This window comes from Mucilaginibacter sp. P1_D10 (genome assembly GCF_056406215.1).
Genome location: NZ_JBFUAP010000002.1, coordinates 453,404 through 479,470, shown reverse-complemented (window position 1 = coordinate 479,470; position 26,067 = coordinate 453,404). Strand labels below are relative to the sequence as shown.

Sequence of the window (26,067 nt, the reverse complement as noted above, 5' to 3'; positions counted from 1 at the left end):
ATATTACTAAAAAAGCGCCTGGCCAATATTGGCAGTTACCGAAATGAGTGCTGTCGCGGCCTTTTCTCCAAAATTGTACGTGAACGGAACCGTAAACCAAGTAGATTTTCCAACGAGTAATGCCAATTTCAGGTTAAGTGCAGGCTGCCGGTTTTTTTCCTTGGGTTTAAGCCCGGCGAATACGTAGTTATAACTACCTGTAACACTCGCCTCCAGCCAGGGTGTGGGTTCGGTTTTAGAAACCGATTTTATAATGCTGGATGCTAGCACCTGGTTAAACCCTATCTGATTGGTGATTTGGCGGCGGCTGGTGTTGATAACAGCAACAATGGTATCTGTACCTGCAATATAATTGAACTTGCCGATAGCCTGCGAATTGTGCCCTTTGCCAAAAATATTAAATCCCTTGCTGCCATTAGCACCAATATTTACTCCCTGGAAGCCACCATGCGTTAGATCGTAGGTTACCATGGGGTTTATATTTACGTTCCAGCCACGTGCAATCCGTGCGCTTACTTCGTTTATCTGTGCCTTCGCTTCATTAACCAATGTAATCAATCCGTCGAGGGATTTACCAGAACCGGCTGTTTGGTCAAAAAATGCGCGCAGGTCGGTGCTCATGTCTGTGTTTTTGCCTGATAGCAACAGTGCTGTAAGTTGTTTTAGCTGGCTATTAAATTGGGCCAGCACCTCATTTTTATAAGCGGCAATAATAGCCTTTCCTTCGGCAGACTCGGGGTCGAGCCCGTGCAACAGGGCATGTTGTACCTGCTGGTTGTTCATTTTTGTTTCAGCAGCATCGCGCAGCGCCTGCCTGAAATCTTTATCATAATCGTTTAGCGCGGCCAGGCTTTGCAACAGATCAGGGTTATTATTTAACAACTTGCTGTGTAGCGCATCCGTTTGATTAAAAACTGCGTATTTGAAGCCGGCAGAGGCATTGATATTTTTAAAATTATTTTTATACCCCATAATAACAACGGGTTGAAAATTATTGGCAAAGTAACTACCATCCGGGTGGGTTGTGGAACTATTAAACCCCGACGCAATAGCGTGCAAAGTGGCGCCGAAGCTGATTGATTTGCCGGTACCTGTAACATTGTTGAGGCTGAGCTGGTATAAGTCGGCTATGATATCCCAACTGGTATTGGTTTTGGCATCGGCAACTTTTTTATTTATGGCAGCCTTGGTAGCATTATCGATGGCGTGGACCTTGGTGGTGTCAAGCGCGGGTACGCGTAAACTATCCTGTGCAAGCAGCGGCAGGCTGGAGGCAAGCAAAAAGGCGAGGGTCAGTATTTTTTTCATGGCATCTGCATTAAATGATAAATCCGTCGTTCATTACAATTTGTTTTGGTGCGCAGGTATCGTTAACCAGTGTTTGGCCCCCTGCTTTCACATTGAGGGTGGCTGCAACTGCTGAAGTACCGGTTACTGAAATTTGATACAGCCCATTACCCAGGTCGAAGTCCCTGGAGTCGTTTCCGAAAATATTATATCCGGTGCTAAAACCGGCCGGGCCGATAAGCGACACGTTTGCCTGCCCTAATCCGGTATCTTTAAAGGTGATTGAAATTGTGGTTGTCATGGTTTGAGGTTTTATAGGAATTAATGACTATTCTATTTAAGCGTCATACTAATTGGCGCGTTACAGGTTAACAAGTTAGAAGGTGGCAACAACGCTGTTAAATGGATAGCGGCACCTGTGGCAGGGGTGTGCTTCAAATCGGCACTAAATACGTAATTTCCGGGCTGTACCTGGCTGAAACTGAAAACGCCATCCGGGTCTCCGGCATTGCGGGTACCGGTTATTATGCTGCTACTGGCAATGCCTCTAATGGTTACCATAGTGGTATTTAGTATGGCAGGTGTAATAGCGGCTATAGTATCTGCCGACAGTGTAGGATCTAAGCCTACTTTAACGGTTACCAACGGTATTGGCGATGCAGGTGTATTGGGTGTGGGTAACGTGCCGAGGCCGCTGTTGGGAAGCAGTACATCTTTAAGGCGGTCCATCAAGGCAATGATACGGCTGCTATAAAAGCCGCCAATGAAGGCAAATACTATAACGCCCTTGCTGGAGCTAATATCAACAATACTGGCATCCTTAAAATAATTGTAGCCAAACACTACCGATAAAGTACACAGCGGTGCATAAAATAATTTGGCAACCTGGCCATATATTTCGGAACTATCGAACTGCGATTTGGGGTTCCCCAAATCCGAAGTAGCGTTGCTACCAACCGCGCCTAAGGAAAAGAGCAAACTGGAGAGCACTCCAAATATCGCCCAAAAATAAACCTCCCAATACACGCTTGGGCCAATAAGCCAAAAGGACGAACGTATGCGAAAGCGTGTGCCATTCAGGAAATCAGTTGCTTCACGCGGAGTTGCTTCGCAGAGGAATTGATGTATTTTCTCCTCCTGGCATTTGTCAATTTTTCCGTCGAAGATATTATCAACATAGTGCATTACTTTGTTGCAAATGGATCCGTCGCTGGGAATTGCTTTTGCACAGGCGGTATCGGCTTTAGCCGCAGGTTTACCGGTAACTTTATTAGTATCTTGTTTAATTTTGGTCGAATCGACTTTACCGGAATTAATTTTTACGGTGTCTTTTTTACTTACGCTAGTTGAATCACCAATATAAATACGGTTGATTTGCTGCATCTGGTCCTGGCTCAGCCGGGCATACTCGTAATTGGAGTTGCCATTATACGTAATCGTAATAACGTGCAGGAGGACATAAATAAACGAAAACCCAAAGAGGGTGTAAATGAGAAAACGGAACCAGGTTTTTTCGTCGTAAGCTTTAAAGTCCCAGAAGCCTTTGTCTTTTGCTGCCATGATATTTAGTTTTAGGTTTTTTAAATATACCTACAACTTAAATGGCTTAGAGCGGGGTATTTACGGTAATTACACCGTTTTTTTACGGTAGGGAGAGATGATCATTACAGGGGTAAAGCTGATTGATCGAAATTCCCGGTAGGAACCTTTTCTCTTACTTCAGTCAAATAAGAGAAAAGGCCCTTCCGGGTTTATTTCACTACCGGGAATGCTGATATCCTCAACCTTGCGCCGCCCATGGGTACCAGCGTTAGTTGGGTTGCGGGCTGGTTGTTTATTACCGGGCTTTGCGGTAATACGCTGCACAGGCCGTATTGGTCAATCGTCCAGCCGGGGATTTGTTTGCCGGTGGCTACCAGTTGTATGGGTGCGCCGGCGTTGGTGAAGGGGTTGTTGTCCTTCGGCCAGGCACGGGTGATTATCTTGAACGATTTTGCAGGATCCTTCTCATCCAGTAGCAGGCCATAGTTCCATGCCGAGGCAGGGTGTATCTCGTACGACGGCCATTTGTTTGGGTCGGCGCCAGCCTGCCAGCGCGAATCGCCTATGGCGGTTTTCTTGCTGTCTTCCTGAATGTATTTCTCGTCTATCTTCAGCGAGTAGGTCAAAGGGCCGTAGTTTACGCTGACGCTGTTTTTGTTTTTGGTCCAGTCGCGTACCTGTATCTGCATAGGCAGTTGCAGGGTTACCACGTCGCCGTTTTTCCAGGTTTTAACCAATCGGATGTAGTCGCCGCTGGCATTGGCCACCTTTACGGGTATGCCGTTTACCTTTACGGTTGCGCCCTTGCTCCATGCCGGTACACGTAAATACAGCGGGAAAGCAACCGCTTTGGCTGTGCCTACCCTGAAGCTTATCATATCCTTAAACGGATATTTGGTGGTTTCGGTGATGGTTACCTGCGTGCCCTTGCCAACTTTCGCGCTCACCTGGCCTTCGGTATAAAGCTGTGCAGCCAGGCCGTTATCGGGCGTAGCCATCCAGCTGTTTTCGGCATAGTAAACCCAGCCTGCGGCGTGGTTATGCTGGCAACAGCGGCTGCTAAAGGGGTTCATCATTAAAAACGGGCCGTTGTTATCTATACCCGGACTATGGTTCTTGCCATCGCTAAGCACCATATTGGGTGCGGTTAAATACCTGAGCGATTTATAATCGGGCATAAATGCGGCCGAAAAGGTGTTGAAGGCCACGTCTTCGCAGTTCTCGGCCCAAAAACTATCGCCGGTTATGCCCAGCAGCATTTGGTCTGAGGTCATCTGCTCTACCATGCCGCAGGTTTCTACTGCCTGGCGTGGGTCATCGTAGCCTTTGCGGGCATTCTCATCGGCACCGAACATGCCGCCGGGTACCTGGCCATAGATGGAGCGGACGAGCTTGAAATCGTTATACGTAGCTGCCAGATCCTGCGGGTTGTTGCTCAGCAAATAGTATTGCGCAGGTTCGCGGAAGCATTGCGCTACGTTTACGTTGTGCCAGTTGGGCAGGTTGCCGGCCTGGCGCCAGTTGGCGGTGTTCTTATCCAGTTTGGTCACCAAATCCAGCAGAAACTTATCGCCGGTGCGGTTATACAGCCAGTACACGCTGGAGATATTATCGCCGCCACGACTGTTTTCCCAATAATCTTCCAGTAGTTTACTATCGGGCAGTGCCAGCTGGAACTGGAAATATTTGGTCATGAAAGGGATAACGCGTGGGTCCTTGCTGTACTCGTAGTACGATTGCAGGCACCAAAGCATCGGCATATTGGTCCACAGGTCGCGGTTACCGTTATGCTCAATGGAAGGGCCGAAATCGCCGTTATCGCGCTGGTTATTCAGCACGGCATCTATCCAGAATTTGGCTTCGGCAATCATCTTTTTATCGCCCAGCATATAGCCTATGTTGGCATAGCCTTTCAACCAATAGGGCAGTTCCTCCCAGCCGTATTCGCCTTTACCCTCTTTGTTGAGCCAGGCGTTATTGGTTTTTGATAGCCATATACTTATCTCGCCCAGGTTGCCGGTGAGGCCATCGCGCTGCAGTTCCAGCGCTTTCTTCAGCCAGCCGCCTGCTTTGATGCTACCCACCGGCAGCTTTACAAAGTAGGCCTTTTGCAAAGGCGCGCGGTTGCTTACGTAGTTGGCGTTTATGACGTTGTTATCAATCTTTTTAAGCACGGTGGCTTTAACGGACTGGGCCGGGGATGTTTCCATCCCGGCCCAGCTTAGCAATAGCGATAAACCAATTAGTTTACCGGTAGTATTTAAATTCTTCATCCAATCAGATTTTATTTTGCCAAATCGGGGTTATACAGCTTGATATTTTCGGCGTGCAGTTTCTCTACAGGCATCTTGATGAATTTCCTGTCGTAAGTAATAAAACCGTTCACCTCGCCCTCCACATCGGTAGTTTGCGTGTACACAGCTGCCGATAGGCCAAGCTTTATCAGCTCCTGCAAACGGTTGGTAAAAGTGACGTATTTCTTAAATACATCCTCGCCATTCTTAAAGTTTTGGTAGCCCCAGTTTTTGTTCGATTGCCAGTTGTGGCCATCAACCGGCCAGCCCAAACCACCGAACTCGCCCAATACTACCGCCCTTGTCTTGCCAAACAAAGCCGGGTCGGGCATGGCCGGGCTGGGGTAGTTATGCAAATCTACGATATGCCCGGTAGTATAAAAGTTACCGCCGCTGGCGCTGTTTACCAAACGCGAAGGGTCATTCTTCATGGTCCAATCGCTTATTTCTACGGTTTTGAACTGGCCCCATGCCTCGTTGAACGGTGTCCACACCACGATGCTGGGGTAGTTGTGCAATGATTTCATGATAGCAGCCCATTCCTTGCGGTAATAACCTTCAGATGCTGGGGTGCGCGGCTGATCTGTTGCCCTATCCAGCACGCCCGGGCGGTTTTCCCAGCCGTTGCCCAGGTCGCCGCTCGGCATATCCTGCCAAAGCAGCATACCCATTTTATCGCAGTAGGTGTAATAGCGTGCAGGCTCAACCTTAATGTGCTTGCGTATCATGTTAAAGCCCATGGCCTTCAGCTGGTCTATATCATATACCATGGCCTCTTCGGTAGGCGCGGTGTATAGGCCATCGGGCCACCAGCCCTGGTCGAGCGGACCGTATTGGAACACGAATTTATCGTTCAACATCATGCGCTGTATGCCATTCGCATCGGGCGCCAGCGATATCTTGCGCATGGCAAAATAGCTTTTCACCTCATCCACCGCTTTGTTGTTACGGATAACCGCAACCTTTAGGTCGTACAGGAAAGGGCTGATGGTAGACCATAGCTTCGGCTCCTTAATATTCAAAACCGCAGTGGCGTTCGCATCTACGGTTTGCTCGTCAACCACGGTGCCGCCGTCTAAGGCGGTTATCTTGATTTTGTCGCCGGGCTGTGCGTTGGCCACCCCGGCAGCTATAGTGAGTGTCTTATTGTCGATGTCGGGGGTTTGTTTGGTGGCATCAATATGCGTGCGTGACACGCCTTCCAGCCAAACGGTTTGCCATATGCCGGTAACCGGCGTGTACCAAATGCCCTCAGGTTTTTTAACCTGTTTGCCGCGCGGCTGGGGGCCATCATCTGTAGGGTCCCAAACGCTGATGGTAATATCTTGCTTGCCTCCTTTTAAATAAGGGGTAATGTTAAAGGAGAACGGATCGAAGCCGCCCTCGTGCGTGCCTACGCTTTTGCCGTTAACAAAAACTTCGGTGCGCCAGTCTACCGCGCCAAAATGCAGCAGCACATCTTTGCCTTTAAGGGCCTTGTTTAGGGTGATGCTGGTTTTATACCACAGCATGCTATCCTTGCCAACGGTTTTGCCCACGCCCGATAAGGCCGACTCCACCGCGAAGGGTACCAATATTTTACCCGAGTAAGCTGCCGGTGTTTGCGCCTTGGGGACGATGGTATAGTTCCACAAGCCGTTTAGGTTTTGCCAGTTCCCTCTTACCATTTGCGGCCTTGGATACTCTGGCAGGGGTGCCTTTGGGTCTACTTTATCGGCCCATGGCGTAGTAATATGGTCTTTTATTAAATGCCAATCGCCTGTTTGGGCGTTGACCTGCAAAAACGCAGACAATAAAAGAGACAAACAAAGTGTAATTTTCTTCATCGTTTTGAAGCAGTATATATAAACAGATTTTTTGGGAGAATGAAGGGGCAGGAAAAAAGGGGCCGCTTCCGCAGAAAGCGGCCCCCGGGTAGTTCATGTTAGAACGTCACTTTAGCAACGGGCGAGAATACCATATCCTCAACCCCTGCTATCTTGATGCCTATACGGGCAAAAACATAGTTTTGAGTAGGCACTATGGTAGGCACGGCCACGCTCAGGCTGATGTTGTTTAAGCTTGGCAGCGCCCCCCCGTCTACACTGGTTTGGGCGATGTTATAATCGCCGTTGCCCGATACGAACTGGGTTTTGTTAACGTACAGCGTTACCCGCTCGATATTCTTAGCGTTAGCATCGGTTACAATTTTGGCGATGTTGAACGTAGCGTTTACGTTGCTGCCTGCCTTGGTAAATACAGGCTGGCGCACTAAGTAAAACGGCATTACTTCAATATCCACGGTTTGATCGCCGGTGAGGTTTATGGCAACGGTATCGCGTTTACCTGCCGAAACCTCTTTCCATAAAAACGGGCCCTGGTTGGCAGAAATAGTGAATTTATAGTTGCCTGCAAATGTTAATACAGAGTATCCCCCATCCTGATCGAAGGTACCATTGATAGGGCCCGATAAACCGAACCCGGGTTGGTATAATTGAAAAGGCACCTGGTTAAACTCTACATTCACTTGCTCGCCCTGGTACACCAGATGCCCGCTCAGCTTTACCGAGGGCGCATCGTAGTTGTCCTTTTTGCAACCGGTGGCTGCAAAGAGGAGCGCGATGATGATATAATGAAACTTTATTTTCATGATTCTTAAGTTGAAATTTGGCTATTGATTTGGTTGTCTTACGATTTTAGGGTTGGCCGATATAATACCGTCGCCTATCTGTGAATAATAATTACCCAACTGGAACCTGTTAGCGCCGGTAACCGATGCCGGCTTGGTTTCTTTGAATATCCATTTGCCGCTGTTAGGGTTGCCCGGGTTAAAGTATTTGTAAGGCCACAAGCCAAATGGCTGGGTGTTGCGTTTGCGCGCATCGCCTATGTTGGTAACCAGGTCGATAACGCTCATTTGGTTACCATCCCATACTACGGAGGCAAGCCTCCAGCGTTTCATATCAAACAAAGTATGGCCCTCAAATACCAGCTCCACGCGGCGCTCATGCACAATCTTGTCGAACGTGATCTGGCCAACAGTAAGCGGTATAGTGAAGCCTGCACGGGCACGCACCTGGTTGATATAACCGGCTGCGGTGGCCGCATCGCCAAGCTCAAAAGATGCTTCGGCTGCGTTAAGCAATACTTCGGCATAACGGTAACGGATAAAGTTTACATCGCTACCACGGCCACGACGGCCCGACCCAACGGTTGGATCGAGGTACTTACGTACGTAGAAACCCGTTTGCGTACGGAACTCGCCACCGTTTACGATACCATCTTTACCAACAACCTGTATAGATGTACCTAAGCCCGGTACGTCCCTGGTTTGGGTAGCATCGCCGCTGGCAATAACGGTACCATCAGCTAGCTGATAGCCTGCAAAAACTTCGGTACGTTTGCCTTTAAATAAGCCATTTGGTAAAAGCACAGTACCTGCGAGCCTTGCATCCCTGCCTGCAAAAGCATCCAACTGATCAGTATAATAAATAGGAGCGCCGCCTGCAGTTTTAGTTGCTATTGGAGCATAGGTATTATCCAGCAGTTCGTAAGCTTCTACAAGATTCAGCGAAGGGTTTAAGCGGCCGGCATCCAAACCTTCGTCAGATATAGAGAAAGGTTGGTTGTTGGTTGTAAAGCCATGGGTTTTACCGCCGTTTGCTTTAAAATCTTCAACAAAGATACTTTCCGAGCTGTTTTTATCCAGGAAAAGGTTGGCGTAGTTATCGCTCAGATCGGGCAATTGCTTATACAAAGAGTAGCCGCCGCCGGTGATAATCTCCTGCGCAGCAGCAAGTGCTTTGGTATAATAACCAGTCGCCATTGACGATGGTATGCCCACTTCGCCGCCGGCTAAAGTTACCTGCGGGGTAGTTACGCCATACTTGGCAATAGATGCTGCATATAATGCTGCCCTGGCTTCCATAGCTAAAGCGGCACCTTTCGAGGCCCTCGATTTATCATTGATACCAGAGCTGAACAAGCCTTTGATGGCTTCTGCTTCGCTGATAACGAAATCATACACATCCGACTCTTTGTTACGTGGCTTTTGCAGCACCGCAACGTTGCCCGAGAAATCGTAATCCAAGGGTTCGGTAATCAGCGGCACGCCGCCCATTCTCTTCACCATCTCAAAATAATAGCTGGCACGCAAAAACCTGCCTTCGGCTATAAATTGATTCTTTTGCGCATCGGTAAGCGCGGTTGAAGCGGTTGCACGCTGTATGAACAAGTTTAACTCGCGTATATAGGTATAATCCCAGGTACCCCACTCGCCGTAGCCCCAGCCTGTGCGCTGTACAAAATAAGAGCTTCCGTTTTCTGAAGGGAACGCTTCGCTGAAATCTACGAATGATGCCCAGCCATTATCAAGGCCCGAAAAATCTAAGTAACGGTTATAAAGGTCGCCCAGGATCGATAACACGAGGTTAGGATCGGAGAACGCTAAATTGGCATCAACAACGGCTTTGGGCGGTACTTCCAAAAAGTCGCTGTCTTTTCGGCACGAGCCCGTAATTAACAGGCCGGCGCACATTAATATGATAGATATTTTTTTCATGTGTTTGAAACTTAAGGGATTAATTAAAAAGTTAAATTAACACCGAAGTTGACAACTTTGCTTTGAGGGAACTGAAGGCCGTTATCGTCCGTAGTCTCCGGATCAACACCGTACGATTTCAGGTTATCGAACGATAACAGGTTGTAACCATTCAAATACACCCTCGCTTTTTTCATTTTTACTTTGGCAAGCCATGCAGTTGGTAAAGAGTAACCCAGCTCTATGGTCCTTGCCCTCAGGTATTTTACGTTGTGCAACCAGAATGATGAGTTACGCTGGCCGTTCAACTCGTAGCTGGAGTAGCTTGGGCCGGGGTTCACCCTGTTTGCCGGATATTTACCCGGTATCCAGGCGCTGTTTACATCGTACATATCTGCACGGTGCCACCTGTCGGCAAAAATATTGTTGAAGTTACCGTTGTTTTGGAAGGCCCAGCGTGTTTCCCAGTTCTGGAACCAGGTATAACCGGCACCTCCCGAGAAATCGGCATGGAAATCAAAACCTTTGTAAGCAGCACCAATAGAGAAACCAAAGTTGATGTTAGGCTGTTTGCCGTAACCGAAACCGATAGGCCTTTCATCGTACTGGTCAATCCTGCCATCGCCGTTTTGATCCTTGTACTTCAGGTCGCCCGGTAATAACGATTTGTTGCCCCTGTTATCATTGTTTATAGTATAGTTGTTAATTTCTTCCAGGGAAGTAAACTGACCAATAACCTCATACCCCCAGTCGATATTGGCATACCGGTTGGTAACTGCGTTGCGGTATTGATCCAGCGAGTTATTGAACAAGGGGTTGTAAACATCCAGCGTTTTTGCACGGCTATAGGAGAAAGTGCCACCGATGTTGTAGTTAACTTCGCCGGCCCTGCCGTTATAATTAAGCGCCAGATCGAAACCCGACTGTGCATCGCTGTTCAGGTTTTCGAGCGGTAAGGAGTAACCTACTTCCTGAGGCAATACCACGTCGTTCCTGCGATCGAGTAAGCCGGTACGTTTACGGTAGAAGTAATCTACCGAACCCGACAACTTGCTGTTCAGGAGCGTGAAATCCAAACCGATATCGGTAATCTTACTTTTCAGCCAGGATATATTGGTGGTAACCAAACCTTTATCGGCCGATGTTACCAGCGGGTTACCGCCAATAATAGCCGTACCGGTGTTATAGTTATAACCGGGCAGGTATGCATACGCCGGCACGATGGAGTTGCCCGCGTTGTTAGGGTCGCGGTCATCGCCCAATACAGCATAAGATGCGCGTAGTTTTAAATCATTCAGGATGCTGTGATCGCCTAACAGTTTTTTCATGAAACCTTCCTGGGTAATCCTCCATCCTACTGAAGCACCGGGGAAGTAACCTACGCGTTTATCCGGAGCAAACAGGTAAGATGCATCGCGCCTGGCCGAAGCCTCCAGGTAGTATTTGTTATCGTAATTGTAGTTAATGCGGCCAATGTAGCCTATACGGGTTTCTTTGTTGTCGCTATCCTGGTATTGGTCAGCAGTTGGGAAATAAATCAACGGCAGGTTGTTAGATACCGGCGAGGCGTGTATCCAGTTGCGCAGGTGCTGCAGCTCTATACGCTCAGACACCAACGTTGCGGCCAGTGAGTTTTTGCCTAAGGTATTGATATAGTTTAACTGCAACTGTTGGGTTTTGGCAAACTCCTTGCGCTGCTCGCGCTCGCGCCATGGGTTGGTACTACCGCCGGTAACATCGTAAGTATCGGTAGCAGGCCTGTAGGTGTAAGCGTTATAGGTGTACTCCTGGTTGTTCAGCAGGTAATCTGCAACGTAGTAAGAGTACAATCCTTTGGCAGTTAAACCTTTAATGCCCGGTATCTGATATTCTGCACCAAAGTTGGTTTGCAGTACGCGCCAGTCGTTATGGTAAACGCCTGATAATTTCTTATTCAGGAACGCATAGTTACTCTCGGTGTGGCCTATATCGTTCAGGTAATCCGGGTTATCATTGGCGTAAGGGCGCTCGAGCGGGGTGTTCCTCAAAACAGCAAACTTGGCCAGGAAGTAGTCATCCCCACCCGGTACGCCGGGGTTTTCGCGGGTTTCTACGCGGCCGTTAATGTTTAGGTTAACCTTTAAGCCGTTGGCCACTTTCAGTGATACGTTCGATTGGATGTTAGAGCGGTTAAACAAATACTCCTTACCCAATTGCGACGACTGGTGTAAGTTTGTTGCCGATACATAGTAGTTAACCCTATCTGTAGAACCGGTAAAATTGGCGTTTACAGAGCTTATAGGCGCATTGTTGTTTTGGCCCAATACATAATCGCGCCAGTTAAAGCTACGGTAAGCAGGCTCAGTACCGGCTTTGTATTTATCCAGTTCGGCCTGGGTAATGTTGGTCGATCCATTCATGTTCATCTCCGCATCGGCGCGGTAGCGCATGTAATCGTAAGAGTTTGTTGCAACCTCGGGGAAGCGGTAGAAGTTTTGGAAGCCCTGGTAAGCATCAATGTTGACGCGGCCTTCGCCACTGCCTTTTTTGGTAGTTACCACTACAACGCCGTTTGCAGCACGCACACCGTAGATAGCTGCCGAGCCGTCCTTAAGTACCGAGATGCTCTCGATATCGTTTTGGGCAAGGTTGTTAAACTGGCCTTCGTCCTGCTGTATCCCGTCGATAACGTACAGCGGCGTACCCATGTTACGTATCTGGATGCTGGCGCTTGCGCCAGGGCGGCCTTCAGACTGCCTGAATGTTACGCCGGGGATTTTACCCGCCAGCGCGGTGCTCACCGTAGAACCGCCGTGTACGCGATCGATATCCTTAGCAGTAATGCTGGAGATAGCGCCTGTAAGCGATTCTTTCTTCTGGCTGCCGTAACCTGTTACCACAACTTCCTGCAAAGCGGTGTTGGTTGACTTAAGCCTTACGTTGAAATTGGTTTGGCCGTTCAGCGGCACCTCCTGGCTGGCAAAACCTACGTAGGTAAATACCAATACGCTGGCTGCCGAGGGGGCGTTGAGGCTAAACTTACCGTTAACATCGGTAGTGGCGCCAATTGCGGTGCCGCGGAATTTAACGGCTACGCCCGGCAGCGTTACGCCGGTGCTGTCTGTTACGGTACCGGTAACTTTTACCTGCTGTGCAAACGCACTGCCCGATAAAAGCACGCCGATGATAACAGCACACAATACGATTAATGATTTGGGGTACCGCAGGCCGTACAGCCAATGCGTACGCACGTACCCCTCCTGTGTGGGGAGTAAAGTTTTTCTCATAAGGGTGTAATTATTGTTGGTTAAATAGTTTATCTAAAGAGGCAAGAGCACCCGCTTTAAATTAAGTTCAAAGAAAAAGCTTTTATTACGCGGCAATTAATCAAATCATATCAATAGTTGGTCGAAATGTATCAAAGTACTTTTGGCCTAAAACCGCTGTGCCAATTGCCTATATTTGTCTTAACCCAACTGATTTGAAACCTGTTTATATCCTTTATTTATTGCTTTGGCTGCCGGCACTTTGCGGCGCGCAAACCTATTATTTTAAGCACTACCAGGTAGAGCAGGGCTTATCAAATAATACCGTTTATGCCACCATACAGGATAAAAGCGGCTTTTTGTGGCTCGGCACCAAAGATGGGCTCAACCGATTCGACGGCTACGTTTTTAAAACCTTCAGGCACGATGCCACCAACCCAAAAACCATTTCCAATAACATGGTGCACTGCCTTAGCCCCGATAAGGATGGCAGCTTATGGATAGGTACCGACCAGGGTGTTGATCACTACGACGCAGAATCGGAAACTTTTTCGCACCTCAACATCGGCGGTTTCGATGGCGTGCGCTGCATCGTACAGGATGCTTATGATAATTGCTGGTTTATAGCCGGGCCGGCGCTGATGAAGTATGATAAGAAAACAAAAAAGATAACCAACTACCGGCCTTACCAAACCTTCGAGGCAACGTCCATCGTTTTTAACAACGGCGACCTGTGGCTATCAACCACCAGCGGCGAGTTAAAAAAACTCAATCACTCCAGCCGCACGTTTACCAGCTTCGATATGTTCGGGCATTCCGGCCGGGCCACATCGCATTATATCGAGAAGATATTCGGCGCGGGCAACAACAAGATTTTTGTGGGCACCACCAACCAGGGCTTTAAAGAGTTTGATTGCATAAGCGGCCAGTACAGGGATATGCTCATCTACAACCCCGATAAAACAGAGGTGTACGTGCGCGATTTTGTGAAGTATAACGAAAATGAGTACTGGCTGGCTACCGAATCGGGCGTGTTTATCTACAATGTAAGTGCCGGCACCTTTACCAATATCAAAAAACATTACAATGACCCTTACTCCCTTTCTGACAATGCCATTTACACCCTGCATAAAGATATTGAAGGCGGCGTTTGGGCGGGCACCTACTTTGGCGGCGTAAATTATTACCCCAAACAGCATTCCCTGTTCAATAAGTATTATCCGGGCGAAAAAAACACCCTGCAGGGCAACGTGGTGCGCGAGATATGCAAAGATATGTATGGCAACCTGTGGATGGGTACCGAAGATAACGGCCTCAACAAGCTATCGCCCGATAAAACCACCTGGACGCATTACTATCCCGGCGTATCTAACGGTATCAGCAATACCAATATACACGGCCTGCTGCCCGATGGCAAATACCTGTACATAGGCACCTTTGAACGCGGGCTGAACGTGTTCAACATACAGACAGGCAAGGTAGAGAAGCTGTTTGTGGCCGGGGCGGCAAAAAATGCGCTTAAAAGCAACTTTATTGTGGGCTTTCTAAAAACCCGCTCGGGCATTATACTGGTAGGTACTACACATGGCCTATACCGCTTTAACACCGCCCAAAATGATTTTACGTTGGTAGACCAGATACCGCCGGGAGATTTCATCTACTCTATGATGGAAGACCATAACGGCAAGGTTTGGGTGGGTACCGTTAGGGACGGCATTTATTGCTATGACATCAAAAACAACAAAAGCCAAAAACTTGCCGATACCTATAAAGTAAAAGACGCGCTGAAAGTTTCTATCATCAACGGCATTTTTGAAGATAGCGACAACAACCTTTGGTTTGCGACCGATGGGCTTGGCTTGTGGAAGTACGATACCGGCAAGCACACGTTCAAATATTACGACTCTAATAACGGCCTGCCCAGCAACTACATCTTCAAGATGCTGGAAGACGACGATAAGAACCTTTGGATTACCACCACCGGGGGGCTGGTTTCTTTGAACCTTGGCAACGGCAACACCAAGGTGTACACCAAGGCCAACGGACTATTGACCGATCAGTTCAATTACAACTCGGCCTTTAAAGATACCGACGGCACTATGTACTTTGGCTGCGTGCGCGGCATGATCAGTTTCAACCCTGCCCATTTTACGCATAACGATTTCGTGGCCCCGGTTTATATTACCGGTTTCCAGGTACACAATAAAGAGATATCGGTAAACGGGCCCGACTCATTGCTCAAGCAATCCGTCATATCCTCCAAGGGCATCCAGCTTGCCTACAATCAATCTTCTTTCAGTATCGACTTTGCTTCGCTTAGCTACGCCGCCCCCGAAATGACCCAATACATGTACATGATGAGGGGGCTGGATAAGGGCTGGATACACCTCAAGACCAACCGCAAGGTTTACTTTACCCAACTGGCACCGGGGCATTATACCTTCATTGTAAAAGCCGCCAATAACAACGGCATCTGGACCAATAAGGAAACTACCTTCGAGATAGACATAGCCCCGCCTTTTTGGAAAAGCGTTTGGGCCTATATCTTGTACGCCCTACTGTTCCTGTTCAGCATATTTTACCTGTTCAGGGCCTATCACCGCAACGTGAGGCAAACCAACGAACGCCTGATAGAACTACTGGAAAACGACAAGGAAAAGGAACTTTATAACGCCAAGATCGAGTTTTTTACCAACGTGGCACATGAAATACGCACCCCGCTTACACTGATAAAAGGCCCCATGGAAAAGGTGATGAAAAAAGCCGACCAGGTGCCCGAGATACTGGGTAACCTGAAAATAATGGAGCGTAATACCGACCGTCTGCTCGATCTGACGAATCAGCTGCTCGATTTCAGAAAAACGGAAACCAATGGTTTCAGCCTCAACTTCGTAAAAACAGATATTACCGAATTACTGGCCGATACCTGCCAGCAGTTTAAGCCCATGGCCGAGCAAAAAAATCTGCAATACGAGCTAAAACAGCCCGGCAAGCCATTGTATGCCTATGTGGATTTGGAGGCTTTTACCAAAATCATCAGCAACCTCATTAATAATGCCATCAAATACGCCGATTCGGCAGTGGAGATACTGCTGCCCGAGCACGACGAGCGCGACCCATCATTTATGCTGATCATCAGGAACGATGGCTACCTGATACCGTCTGAACTGCGCGAAAGGATATTCGAGCCCTTCTTCCGGATGAAGGAATCTGAGAAGCAAACAGGCACAGGTATAGGCCTTTCCTTATCGCGCTCGCTTACCGAGCTGCATAAAGGTTCGCTTTTTTTGAAGGAACCTACTGATAATTTTAATACTTTCACATTAATATTACCAATTCACCAGGATAAAGAATTCGATTTCCAGAATACACCTGATAACTATGAGAACCATGGCGTGGTAAACCACGACGATAATTTTGACTTTATGAAGCCGATTATACTTTTGGTAGACGACAACCCCGAGATATTGGATTTTGTTGCCAATGAACTAAGCGAAAAGTACGCAGTGATAAAAGCCCTGAACGGGCAGGAAGCGCTTGATATGATCGATATCGAGAATATACAGCTCATCATTTCTGATGTGATGATGCCCGTGATAGATGGCTTTGAGCTGTGCAAACGCGTAAAAACCAATTTCGATCATAGCCATATCCCCATCATTTTGCTTACGGCCAAAAACACCCTGCAAAGCAAGATAGAGGGCCTGGAGGTGGGTGCCGATGCCTATATAGAAAAACCTTTTTCGCCCGAGCATCTGCAGGTGCAGATAGCCAACCTGCTTATCAACCGCAACAAGATAAAAGATTACTTTGCCAGTTCGCCATTGGCGCATATCAAAACCATGGCCTACTCCAAGCCCGATGAAAGCTTTTTGGATAAGCTGAACGCGGTGATCTATAAGAACATCCAGAACGCCGATTTGGATGTGGAGCATATTGCCAATTTCATGAATATGAGCAAGCCCACCCTGTACCGCAAGGTAAAAGCCATATCAAACCTTACCATAAACGAACTCATCAATATTACCCGCCTAAAGGCCGCCGCCAAGCTGCTGGAAGAAGGCGATTATAAGATATACGAGGTGGCCAATATGGTAGGCTACAGCTCGCAATCGCACCTGGGGCGCAACTTTTTGAAGCAGTTCGGCACCACCCCAACCGAGTACCAGCAAAACAAAAAGGCAGCTAAGGTGAAAAGTTTTTAACCTCCAACGTCATGCTGAATTTATTTCAGCACCCCACACGGCAGGTATAAAGTATGCAAAGCGGCTTTGCATTTGGCTACTTTTATGATGGGGGCTTGAAACAAGTTCAAGATGACGGTTTGATCTCACGTCATGCCGAATTTATTTCGGCACCCCACACGGCAGGTCAACGGCAGGCAAATCGGCTAAGCATTGTGGCCACTCTTATGATGGGGTCTTGAAACAAGTTCAAGATGACGGAGTGGTATCTACTTCCGCGTCTTCAATTTGCTTAACGCAAACTCACCTATCCTGCGGCCCTCATCAACCCCGTTTACGATGGATGGCATATAGTGGATACCCCCGTAAAACCTGCTGATGGATGCCTCGGCAGCGGCTGCTTTAAAGGACGGGAAGGTGCGCGCGGGGATATCAAACTGCACTTCGGTAGAATCGGTAAATGCCGTGTTATCTCCAAATAGTTTACCCAATACCACTGCGGATGCATTGGATACCACGCTGTGCCCGCTGGTATATTCGGGGAAGGGCGGAGTTTGCAGCAGGGGTGCCCAGCGCTGGTCGATGTATTGGTTGATATAGGTTTCGGGGCGTATTACCTTGCTTTTGTATTTCTCGTCCCAGCAATTGATAAAGCCATCGGCAATGGTTACGGCCAGGCAGGCGTAAGTTTCGGCACTGCGCACGTAGTTCGCCTTCTTCTGGCGGCAAACTTCGGCCGCAATATTTATCCAATGCCCCCCGGGCGATATCTTCTTGATGGCAAACATGGTGTGCCCGTTGTTATTCACCTTGAAGGGGTTATCGTCCCAAAAGATAGCGGTGGCGCTTTGTTGCGGCGTTAAGTGCAGGCCGGTATCGCGCACGGCCAGGGCCAGTTTGTAAAAATAGCTGTCGGGTTTAGTAGAAAAATCTACGGCCCTTGCCGGCTTAAACTGCTGTGCCGAATCGAGCAAAAAGGGCCGTATCTCGTTCCAGTGCGGCTCTACGCCTTTCATATAAGCGGGCGGTGTGGGTTTCCAGGAAGCATCATCGGTCTGCACGTCGTATTTGGAGAGGGAGCGGGTATGCTTGTAATTATCTTTCCCGGCCCATTTCAGTATCCTGTCGGCAATGAGTTTGCCGTATGCTATCGAGTTATCGTAAACGTCATCGGGCATGCCGGTTTCCCTGAATTCGGCCATCATTTTATCATGGTAACTCTCTATCCGCCCTTCAGACATGATCATGATTTTACCCACCGTAAGCGCGGCATGGGCTGCCGCAAGCGTATAGCAATATTGTTTGCCCGCCTCGGGTTTCGGCACCGAATCGAGGCCATTCAGCTGGCCCGAGAGGGAGATATAATCCTTGTCTCCATTAACCGCGGCCTCGTAAGCCGCCACGCTAACATAGGCATAAATGCGGCTGGCCACAGGGGGCGAATAAATATCATGCACCATTACATCGGTCACCTGCCTTACCGAACGATGGATAAATTCCGGGTTTTCGGCAAGTTTTTGCCAGTTGCTTTTGGGTTGGCATGCCGCAAGCAAAAATATCGCCGCAAGGGCGATGCATATCTTCTTCATAAACGGGTACAAATTATCAGGTTTGTTGCGGCAGGCGCAGCATTCAGAACGATAAAGCAAATATATATTCTTATGGTAGCTTTATTTGCCCCGATACATTTCTGCTAACTTTTGAGATTATTTGACGAATAGCATCATTTAAAATACGTTTTCTTTACATTTAAATACCAATTATTTACCCGCGGCATAAGGCCAACCCTCGCTTAAAAAGCAAGTTCAATCAGCCCTGTCGCGAATACCTTTTTTTGATAATTATCCGTCTGTAAATGTTCACCTGCAAGCAAAACCCCTGTATAGCTTTATTGGCCGCTGCGCTGTTTTTATTGGCTGCCTGCTCCCCAAAACCAGATGCAGACACCCTTTTCAAACTGCTCCCCGCCTCGCAAACCGGCATTGAATTCAAGAATACCATCACCGAAAGCGACAGCCTCAACATACTCAACCACCCCTACCTGTACAACGGCGCAGGCGTGGGCATAGGCGATTTTAACCGCGATGGCAAGCCCGATGTTTACTTCGCCGGCAATATGGTATCGAGTAAGCTGTTCATCAACAAAGGCGCTTTAACTTTTAAGGATGTAACCGCAGCTGCGGGCGTGGGCGGCAACGGGCAATGGTGTACCGGCATATCGGTCATAGATATCAATAACGATGGCTGGTTGGATATTTACGTTTGCGCTTCTTTCAAGAACGATCCGGCCCAGCGCAAGAATATGCTGTTCATCAACCAGGGCATAGGCAAGGATAGCATCCCAACGTTCAAAGAATCGGCAGCCGCTTATGGCTTGCAGGATACCGGCTACAGCACCCAGGCGATTTTCTTCGATTACGACCATGATGGTTGGCTGGATATGTACCTGCTCACCAACTTCCTGGGCAAGGATACCCCCGTTGCCTATCGCGCTAAACTCACCGATGGCAGTGCCGTGAATAACGACCGCCTGTACCACAACAATGGCAACGGCACTTTCAGCAATGTTACCAAACAGGCGGGCATCCTGCTGGAGGGTTTCGGCAACTCGGTTTTGGTGACCGATATCAACAACGATGGCTGGCCGGACATCTATGTGGGGAACGATTTTATTTCTAACGATATCCTGTACATCAACAATAAAAACGGCACGTTTACCAACCGTTCGTCGGAGTATTTCAAGCACACGGGCTGGAGTGTAATGGGCTCGGATATGGTGGATATCAACAACGATGGCATGGCCGATTTGATTTCTTTGGAAATGCTGCCAGAGGAGAACCTGCGTAAAAAAACCATGCTGGTAGGCGATAACTACATCACCTACATCAATAACGATAAGTACAAATACGACCACCAATACATCCGCAACGTGTTACAATTGAACCAGGGGCAATTGCCCGGAGGACATCCGCAGTTTAGCGAAGTGGCCTATGTGGCGGGCGTTTACCAAACCGACTGGAGCTGGACGCCGCTGGTGACCGATTTCGATAACGATGGCTACCGCGATATGGTGATAACCAACGGCTATCCCCGCGATGTGACGGATTTGGACCATGCCCTTTACACCAATGATCAGGGCCGCACCGTAAAAGAAAACACCACCCTTGCCGCAGCAGATTCTTTCCCGGTGGTAAAAACGGCCAGCTATGCCTTTCGCAATAAGGGCGGTTATATGTTCAACGACCAATCGAAAACTTGGGGGATAACCAAGCCTACCTTTTCTACTGGTGGCGTGTATGCCGATCTGGATAACGACGGCGACATGGACCTGGTAATCAATAACATCAACGATGATACCTTCGTTTACGAGAACACGCTCAACAGCAAAGCACATGTGGACAAGGCTCATAACTACCTCAAAGTTGCGCTGGAGGGCGACGACAAAAACAAAGGCGGCATAGGGGCAACAATCCGGATCTATTATCAGGGCAAACAACAATTTTACGACCAGCAGCCTTGTCGGGGCTACATGAGTACAGTTGATGCGCTGGCGCATTTCGGGCTGGGCGCATCAACCAATGTAGATTCTTTGCGCATCCGCTGGGCCGATGGCAAAACACAACTGCTGACCAACCTTAAAACCAACCAGGTAGTAAAACTCCAATACAAAAACAGCGCGGGCAATTACCCGCCGGGGATACCTGTTATCTCAAATCCTGTCTTCAGACCCGTGAATGCGGAGCTGGGCATCAATTACACCCACCAGGAAAAGGATGCTATCGACTACAATATCCAGCCCACATTGCCCCATAAACTAAGCCAATACGGCCCCTGTATAGCCGTTGGCGATATCGATAAAAACGGCTTCGACGATTTTTACGTGGGCGGTTCGGCAGGCAATAAAGGCGTGTTTTTTATGCAAAACGCAGGCGGCCATTTTACCATGGATAATAAACGCTTCCTGAACGAAGAGTTTAAAGAGGAAGAAGATATGGGTGCCTTATTGTTCGATGCCAATGGCGACGGCAACCTGGATTTGTACGTAGTAAGCGGCAGTTTCGAGTTCCCTAAAGGCCACACCACCGCGCAGGACAGGCTGTACATCAATAACGGCAAGGGGCAATTCGAGCGGGATTATGCGGCCATCCCTGTAGAATACGATAATGGTTCCTGCGTGCGTGCTGCAGATTACGATGCCGATGGCGATCTGGACCTCTTCGTTGGCGGGCGTTCGGTTTCGGGGGCATACCCCACCTCCCCGGCCAGTCACATCTTTCAAAACAACCACGGCGTATTTACCGATGTTACCGCCCAGCTATGCCCCGAATTGGTTCACGGCGGTATGATAACCGATGCCCTTTGGAGCGATTTTAATAACGACGGCAAGATAGATTTGGTTGTAGTCGGCGAATGGATGCCAATCACCTTTTACCAAAATACGGGCAGTAGCTTCAGCAATGCCAGCGCCACATCGGGCATCAGCAGCCATGTGGGCTGGTGGAACAGCATCGTGGCCGGCGATTTCAATAACGATGGCAAAACGGATTACATTGCCGGTAACCTGGGTCAAAACTCCAATTACAAGGCGTCCGCAACGCAGCCTATGAGCATCATAGGCAAGGACGTGGATGGCAACGGTTCCTTCGATGCCATGATATTCTGCTACATGAAAGCCGAGGACGGCACACAGAAAGCCTTCCCAATGCACACCCGCGATGACCTCATTAGCCAGGTGATCGGTATCCGCAAAAAGTACCCTACCTATAAAGGCTTCGGCCGCGCCACCATGCAGGATTTATGGAGCGCGCAGGATAAAGAGGGCGCGCTGGAACTTACGGCAACCGACATGAATACCAGTTACATCCAAAACCAGGGTGGTGGCAAATTCAGTATATCGGCTATGCCTTTAGCTGCCCAGATGGCCCCCGTTTATGGCATGGTAGCCGAGGATGTAGACCTTGATGGCAACCTCGACCTACTGATGAGCGGTAACGATTTTGGCATGGAGCCCTTCACCGGTCGGCACGATGCGTTTATGGGCCTGTATCTGAAAGGCAACGGCAAAGGCGGCTTTGTACCTGTTGATATGCCAAAAAGCGGCATATGCATCAATGGCGACGGCAAAGCGCTGGCCACCATAGCATCCGGCAATAAACAACTGTTCGTGGCCACCCAAAACCAGGGAAGCCTGCAGGTTTACCAAACAGCCGGTAATGCACAAGCAAAATGGCTGAAGCTGAATCCCGGGGATTTTTGCGCGGATATCACCTATAAAAATGGCAAGAAACAAAAGGTAGAGTTCTATTATGGTTCTACCTACCTGTCGCAGTCGTCCCGCGCATTTAAGTTAGAGCCGAGGATGGCCAAAGTAACCATAACCGCATTCGACGGTAAGAAGCGAGAAATTACAAACTAAACGGCAGCACGTAACCAGCTAATCGCTTGGATTCGCCGTTTTTATTGAAAATCATCCACCAGAAATGAAAATTACCAAAAAATTATGCCCCGGCCTGCTGATTTTAGCCATCAGTTGCTCAACGGCAACTGCGCAAGTTGCCCAACTACCTACCAAATGGACCGATCAGGCCATGAAGGCCGAAGTTCCCCTTGCCGAATACCCCCGCCCGCAATTACAACGCGAAGATTGGCTATGCCTCAACGGCAAATGGGATTACCTCGGCGGCAAAGGCGCGCCAAATGCCTTTTCGCCCGAAAAGCCTGCAACGTTTGATGGCTTAAACGGCAAAATATTGGTGCCCTATTGCCCGGAATCGATACTATCGGGCGTGCAGAAGAAACAGGAAATAAACATGTGGTACCGCCGCACAGTTGATATACCATCAGGATGGCAAGGCAAGCAGGTTATACTGCACTTTGAAGCTGTGGACCATGATGCCACCATCTTCGTGAACGGCAAAAAAGCAGGCAGTCATGCAGGCGGTTACGATTCATTTTCGTTCAACATCACCCCTTTCCTTAAAAAGGGAAGCAATACATTGGTGGTAGCTGCATACGACCCTAATGACGGCCGCGCACCATCGGGCAAGAACGGGCCACGTGGCGATTACACTTTTAACTCCGGCATTTGGCAAAGCGTATGGATGGAACCGGTAAGCAAATCCTATATCAAAAACATCCGCCTGTTACCCGATTTGGAGCATAACCGTTTGAAAGTATTGGTAAATACCGACGGTACCGGCAAGGTATCTGCCGAGGCTTTGGACGGCAAGAAAGTAGTGGCGCAGGTAAATTCTGCCGCCGGTACTTACTTTTATTTACCGATAGATAAGCCTAAGCTTTGGACACCGGATGAGCCTTTCCTGTACGACCTTAAGCTTACCCTGTACGATGCTGACGGTAAACCTACCGATGAAGTAAAAAGCTATTTCGGCATGCGAGATATTAAGCTGGGCAAGGTTGATGGGGTATTGCGCCCGCTCATCAACGGCAAATTCATGATGCAGTTAGGTTTGTTGGATCAGGGCTATTGGCCTGATGGCGTGCTGACCGCTCCTACCGAGGAGGCGCTGAAGTTTGATATAGAATACACTAAAAAAGCAGGATACAACCTCATCCGCAAACATATGAAAACCGAGCCCCAACGGTTTTACTATTGGGCGGATAAAATGGGCTTGCTGGTATGGCAAGACATGCCGGCCATTTGGTACCCAAACGAAGACACCCTGAAAACCCGTAAAGTTTTCCGCCGGGAACTGCAGGCCATTATAGACGACCATTACAACTCACCATCCATTATCACCTGGGTGCCTTTTAACGAGAACTGGGGCGCTTTCGACGTTAAAAACATTACCGATTGGGTGAAGCAGTACGACCCATCGCGCCTGGTGAACGGCAACTCGGGTTTTAACAATAATCCCGATTACCAAAAGGCCTATGGCGACCCCCTCAACGGCGATTATGTTGATACGCATATTTACGTTGGCCCATACTGTGCCTCAAAACCCGATGGGAAACGCGCTGCCTCGCTGGGCGAATTTGGCGGCGTGGGCCTGTTCGTTCGGGGGCACATGTGGCCCGTTGAAAACAATGCATATGATTATGCTGCAACCACCACCGCCCTTACCGACCGCTACGTGTTGCTCCTGAACCAGGTAGAGCAATTGATGCTATACAAAGGCTTGAGCGTTGCCATTTACACCCAAACCACCGATGTGGAGCACGAGGTAAACGGCCTGCTCACCTACGACCGGGCCGTTGAAAAAATGCAAACCGACAGGATAAAGGAGGTAAATGAAGCAGTGATAAGAGCGGGCTATATGCTTAACAAGTAGGACGTTTTGCAGCCTGCTTTAATAAACACCAAAATTTATCCCAGAAAGTACTATGCTTTGCTTTTAAACTTTTCGATAGCCTGTGGCGTAACCGGGGTGAAGAAATTCACCAGGTTGCCTTCCGGGTCGCGGAAGAGGAGCGATTTGTTGCCCCAGGGCATGGTAGTTGGCTTTTGCACCAGCAATACGCCCAGGAAATCGGCAAGGCGTGCGTAAGCTGCTTCCACATCATCAGCTATAAATTCGATGATAGCCGTGCGGTTTTGGGCCGCCTGCGCCACCTCATTGCCGCCGAAAAATTGCAGTGTATCGGTGCCACCAAAAGCCAGCGTTGCCGATGGTGTTTGCAGCTCGGCAAAGCTATCGGTGTACCATATTGCGGGGAGATTGGTTACGTGCTCATAAAAGCCTACCAATTTTTTAACGTCTGCTGTGATAATCCTGATTGAGACCAAATTCATAATCTTAAATTTTAGCTATTTGAAATTCGATAGCAAAACTAAAAGCTGCCCATGACAACCCTATGTCAGTAGGATTTTACGCTTTACTGTATAGTCCTGAAAAAATTACAGTTGCAGTACGGTGGGCTCCGTAGGCGCCATCTTTATAAAAGCGATTTCCCTGGGGTGAGTATTCATAACAAAGCGGTTACCGCACAAGGATGTGTCTTGCCCGGTAACCGCTTGTGTTGCTTGTCGCTTTAATAATTATTTACTCAGCTCTGTTTCGTAAAGCACCTTGCCCGAGTAATTTACGGCCTTAACCCTCAGCTTATCTGTATTGACAGAGAAATACATAAAGCCATGCTCCGATGCCTGGAACTTTGTATAGGGGATGCCTGTGGTAACCGGCGTAAGCTCAGACCCTGCGCCGGAGATAAACTGATGCGTAAAGCCTTCGGGTTTCAAATGCTGCAGGGAATGGTCGTGGCCGGAGAGGTACAGGTCGGCCTTGTATTTGTTCAGCGTTTCGGTAATGGTTTTGCGCACGGTGAGCGTATCGAAGTTTTTGATGCGCGGGCCAACTGTATAGGCCGGGTGATGGCCAACTACTATCTTCCACTTCACCTCTGCAGAGGCATTTTTTAGGGTTTCATCCAACCAGGCCATTTGTGTAGCTACATAGTCCTTCTTTTCTTCGAACAGCATCGGGTCGGTATCGATAAACACGAATAATATGGTGCCCTGTTTATGCTTATCCAGCTTTATTTCTTTGGCGTAGTAGCGCGCGGGCATGCACCAGCGGCGGCTTACTTTGCTGTAGCGTATTTGTGCATCCGGGTCGCTTAGGTAATCGTGGTTGCCCAGCACCGGGTACCAATCGCATTGCAGGGAATGCGCGGTGTAGATGTTCTCGAAAGAGAAGTTCCAGAGCGGGTCATGCTCGCTGATAACGCCTTTAGGATAAAAGTTATCGCCCACGGATATCACGAAATTGTTAGGATTGGCAGCACCCCACAGGCCCATTTGCTTACCTACTTCGGTTTGGTCGTATTCGCCGTTGCGGCCCCAATCGCCAAGGGCCATAAAGTGCAGGTCGTAACCGTCGTCATTAATGGGGCGGGGCGCAACATCTTCGCTATCCAAATGGGTAATACCGCTATCGGCCATGCCCTCCAGCGGGCCCAATAACGATACGCCGAAAGCCGTTAGGCCGGCATTCTTCACAAAATCTCTTCGCTTCATATTTATACTGTGCTGATGT

Annotated in this window: 14 protein-coding genes; 3 read left to right on the top strand and 11 right to left on the bottom strand. The window is 48.7% G+C overall.

The genetic code is table 11. The annotated features are described in order from the left end of the window. Window positions 1-6 precede the first annotated feature (6 nt). From AC1DYT_RS04400 to AC1DYT_RS04365, 8 genes are all read right to left on the bottom strand, one after another. Window positions 7-1,308: a hypothetical protein gene (locus AC1DYT_RS04400; protein WP_477468437.1), complete on the bottom strand. Its 1,302-nt coding sequence runs from the start codon at window positions 1,306-1,308 to the stop codon at window positions 7-9. Between the two features lie 10 nt (window positions 1,309-1,318). After that, entirely contained in the window at window positions 1,319-1,588 is a 270-nt protein-coding gene (locus AC1DYT_RS04395) for a hypothetical protein (RefSeq protein WP_477468436.1), read from the bottom strand. A gap of 32 nt (window positions 1,589-1,620) precedes the next feature. Next, entirely contained in the window at window positions 1,621-2,847 is a 1,227-nt protein-coding gene (locus AC1DYT_RS04390; protein WP_477468435.1) for a hypothetical protein, read from the bottom strand. Window positions 2,848-3,038: 191 nt separating this feature from the next. Further along, entirely contained in the window at window positions 3,039-5,102 is a 2,064-nt protein-coding gene (locus AC1DYT_RS04385; RefSeq protein ID WP_477468434.1) for a beta-L-arabinofuranosidase domain-containing protein, read from the bottom strand. Between the two features lie 11 nt (window positions 5,103-5,113). Next, window positions 5,114-6,949, bottom strand: coding sequence for a glycoside hydrolase family 2 protein (locus AC1DYT_RS04380; protein WP_477468433.1), 1,836 nt, complete (start codon window positions 6,947-6,949; stop codon window positions 5,114-5,116). 98 nt (window positions 6,950-7,047) lie between these two features. Continuing rightward, on the bottom strand, window positions 7,048-7,752 hold the full coding sequence (locus AC1DYT_RS04375) for a DUF3823 domain-containing protein (RefSeq protein WP_477468432.1): 705 nt from the start codon (window positions 7,750-7,752) through the stop codon (window positions 7,048-7,050). Between the two features lie 21 nt (window positions 7,753-7,773). Continuing rightward, the gene (locus tag AC1DYT_RS04370) at window positions 7,774-9,663 is read right to left on the bottom strand and encodes a RagB/SusD family nutrient uptake outer membrane protein (RefSeq protein WP_477468431.1); all 1,890 of its coding nucleotides are present in this window, start codon (window positions 9,661-9,663) and stop codon (window positions 7,774-7,776) included. A 23-nt stretch (window positions 9,664-9,686) separates the two neighbouring features. Continuing rightward, window positions 9,687-12,908 carry a SusC/RagA family TonB-linked outer membrane protein gene (locus AC1DYT_RS04365; RefSeq protein WP_477468430.1) on the bottom strand — a complete coding sequence of 1,074 codons (3,222 nt, stop codon included), beginning with the start codon at window positions 12,906-12,908 and terminating at the stop codon, window positions 9,687-9,689. Between the two features lie 194 nt (window positions 12,909-13,102). On the opposite strand from AC1DYT_RS04365, the gene AC1DYT_RS04360 reads away from it, so the two are divergent. Next, entirely contained in the window at window positions 13,103-17,092 is a 3,990-nt protein-coding gene (locus AC1DYT_RS04360) for a hybrid sensor histidine kinase/response regulator transcription factor (RefSeq protein WP_477468429.1), read from the top strand. A 248-nt stretch (window positions 17,093-17,340) separates the two neighbouring features. Here AC1DYT_RS04360 and AC1DYT_RS04355 read toward each other — a convergent pair whose 3' ends face one another. Continuing rightward, a complete protein-coding gene (locus AC1DYT_RS04355) occupies window positions 17,341-18,660 on the bottom strand; it encodes a vanadium-dependent haloperoxidase (RefSeq protein WP_477468428.1) in 1,320 nt (439 codons plus the stop codon). Window positions 18,661-18,926: 266 nt separating this feature from the next. On the opposite strand from AC1DYT_RS04355, the gene AC1DYT_RS04350 reads away from it, so the two are divergent. Then, on the top strand, window positions 18,927-22,487 hold the full coding sequence (locus AC1DYT_RS04350) for a VCBS repeat-containing protein (RefSeq protein WP_477468427.1): 3,561 nt from the start codon (window positions 18,927-18,929) through the stop codon (window positions 22,485-22,487). Between the two features lie 64 nt (window positions 22,488-22,551). After that, entirely contained in the window at window positions 22,552-24,363 is a 1,812-nt protein-coding gene (locus AC1DYT_RS04345) for a glycoside hydrolase family 2 protein (RefSeq protein WP_477468426.1), read from the top strand. A 50-nt stretch (window positions 24,364-24,413) separates the two neighbouring features. Here the strand turns inward: AC1DYT_RS04345 and AC1DYT_RS04340 are convergent, their stop codons facing one another. Both AC1DYT_RS04340 and AC1DYT_RS04335 read right to left on the bottom strand, forming a co-directional pair. Next, window positions 24,414-24,824, bottom strand: coding sequence for a VOC family protein (locus AC1DYT_RS04340; protein ID WP_477468425.1), 411 nt, complete (start codon window positions 24,822-24,824; stop codon window positions 24,414-24,416). 246 nt (window positions 24,825-25,070) lie between these two features. Then, window positions 25,071-26,048: a metallophosphoesterase gene (locus AC1DYT_RS04335; RefSeq protein ID WP_477468424.1), complete on the bottom strand. Its 978-nt coding sequence runs from the start codon at window positions 26,046-26,048 to the stop codon at window positions 25,071-25,073. Window positions 26,049-26,067: the final 19 nt, after the last annotated feature.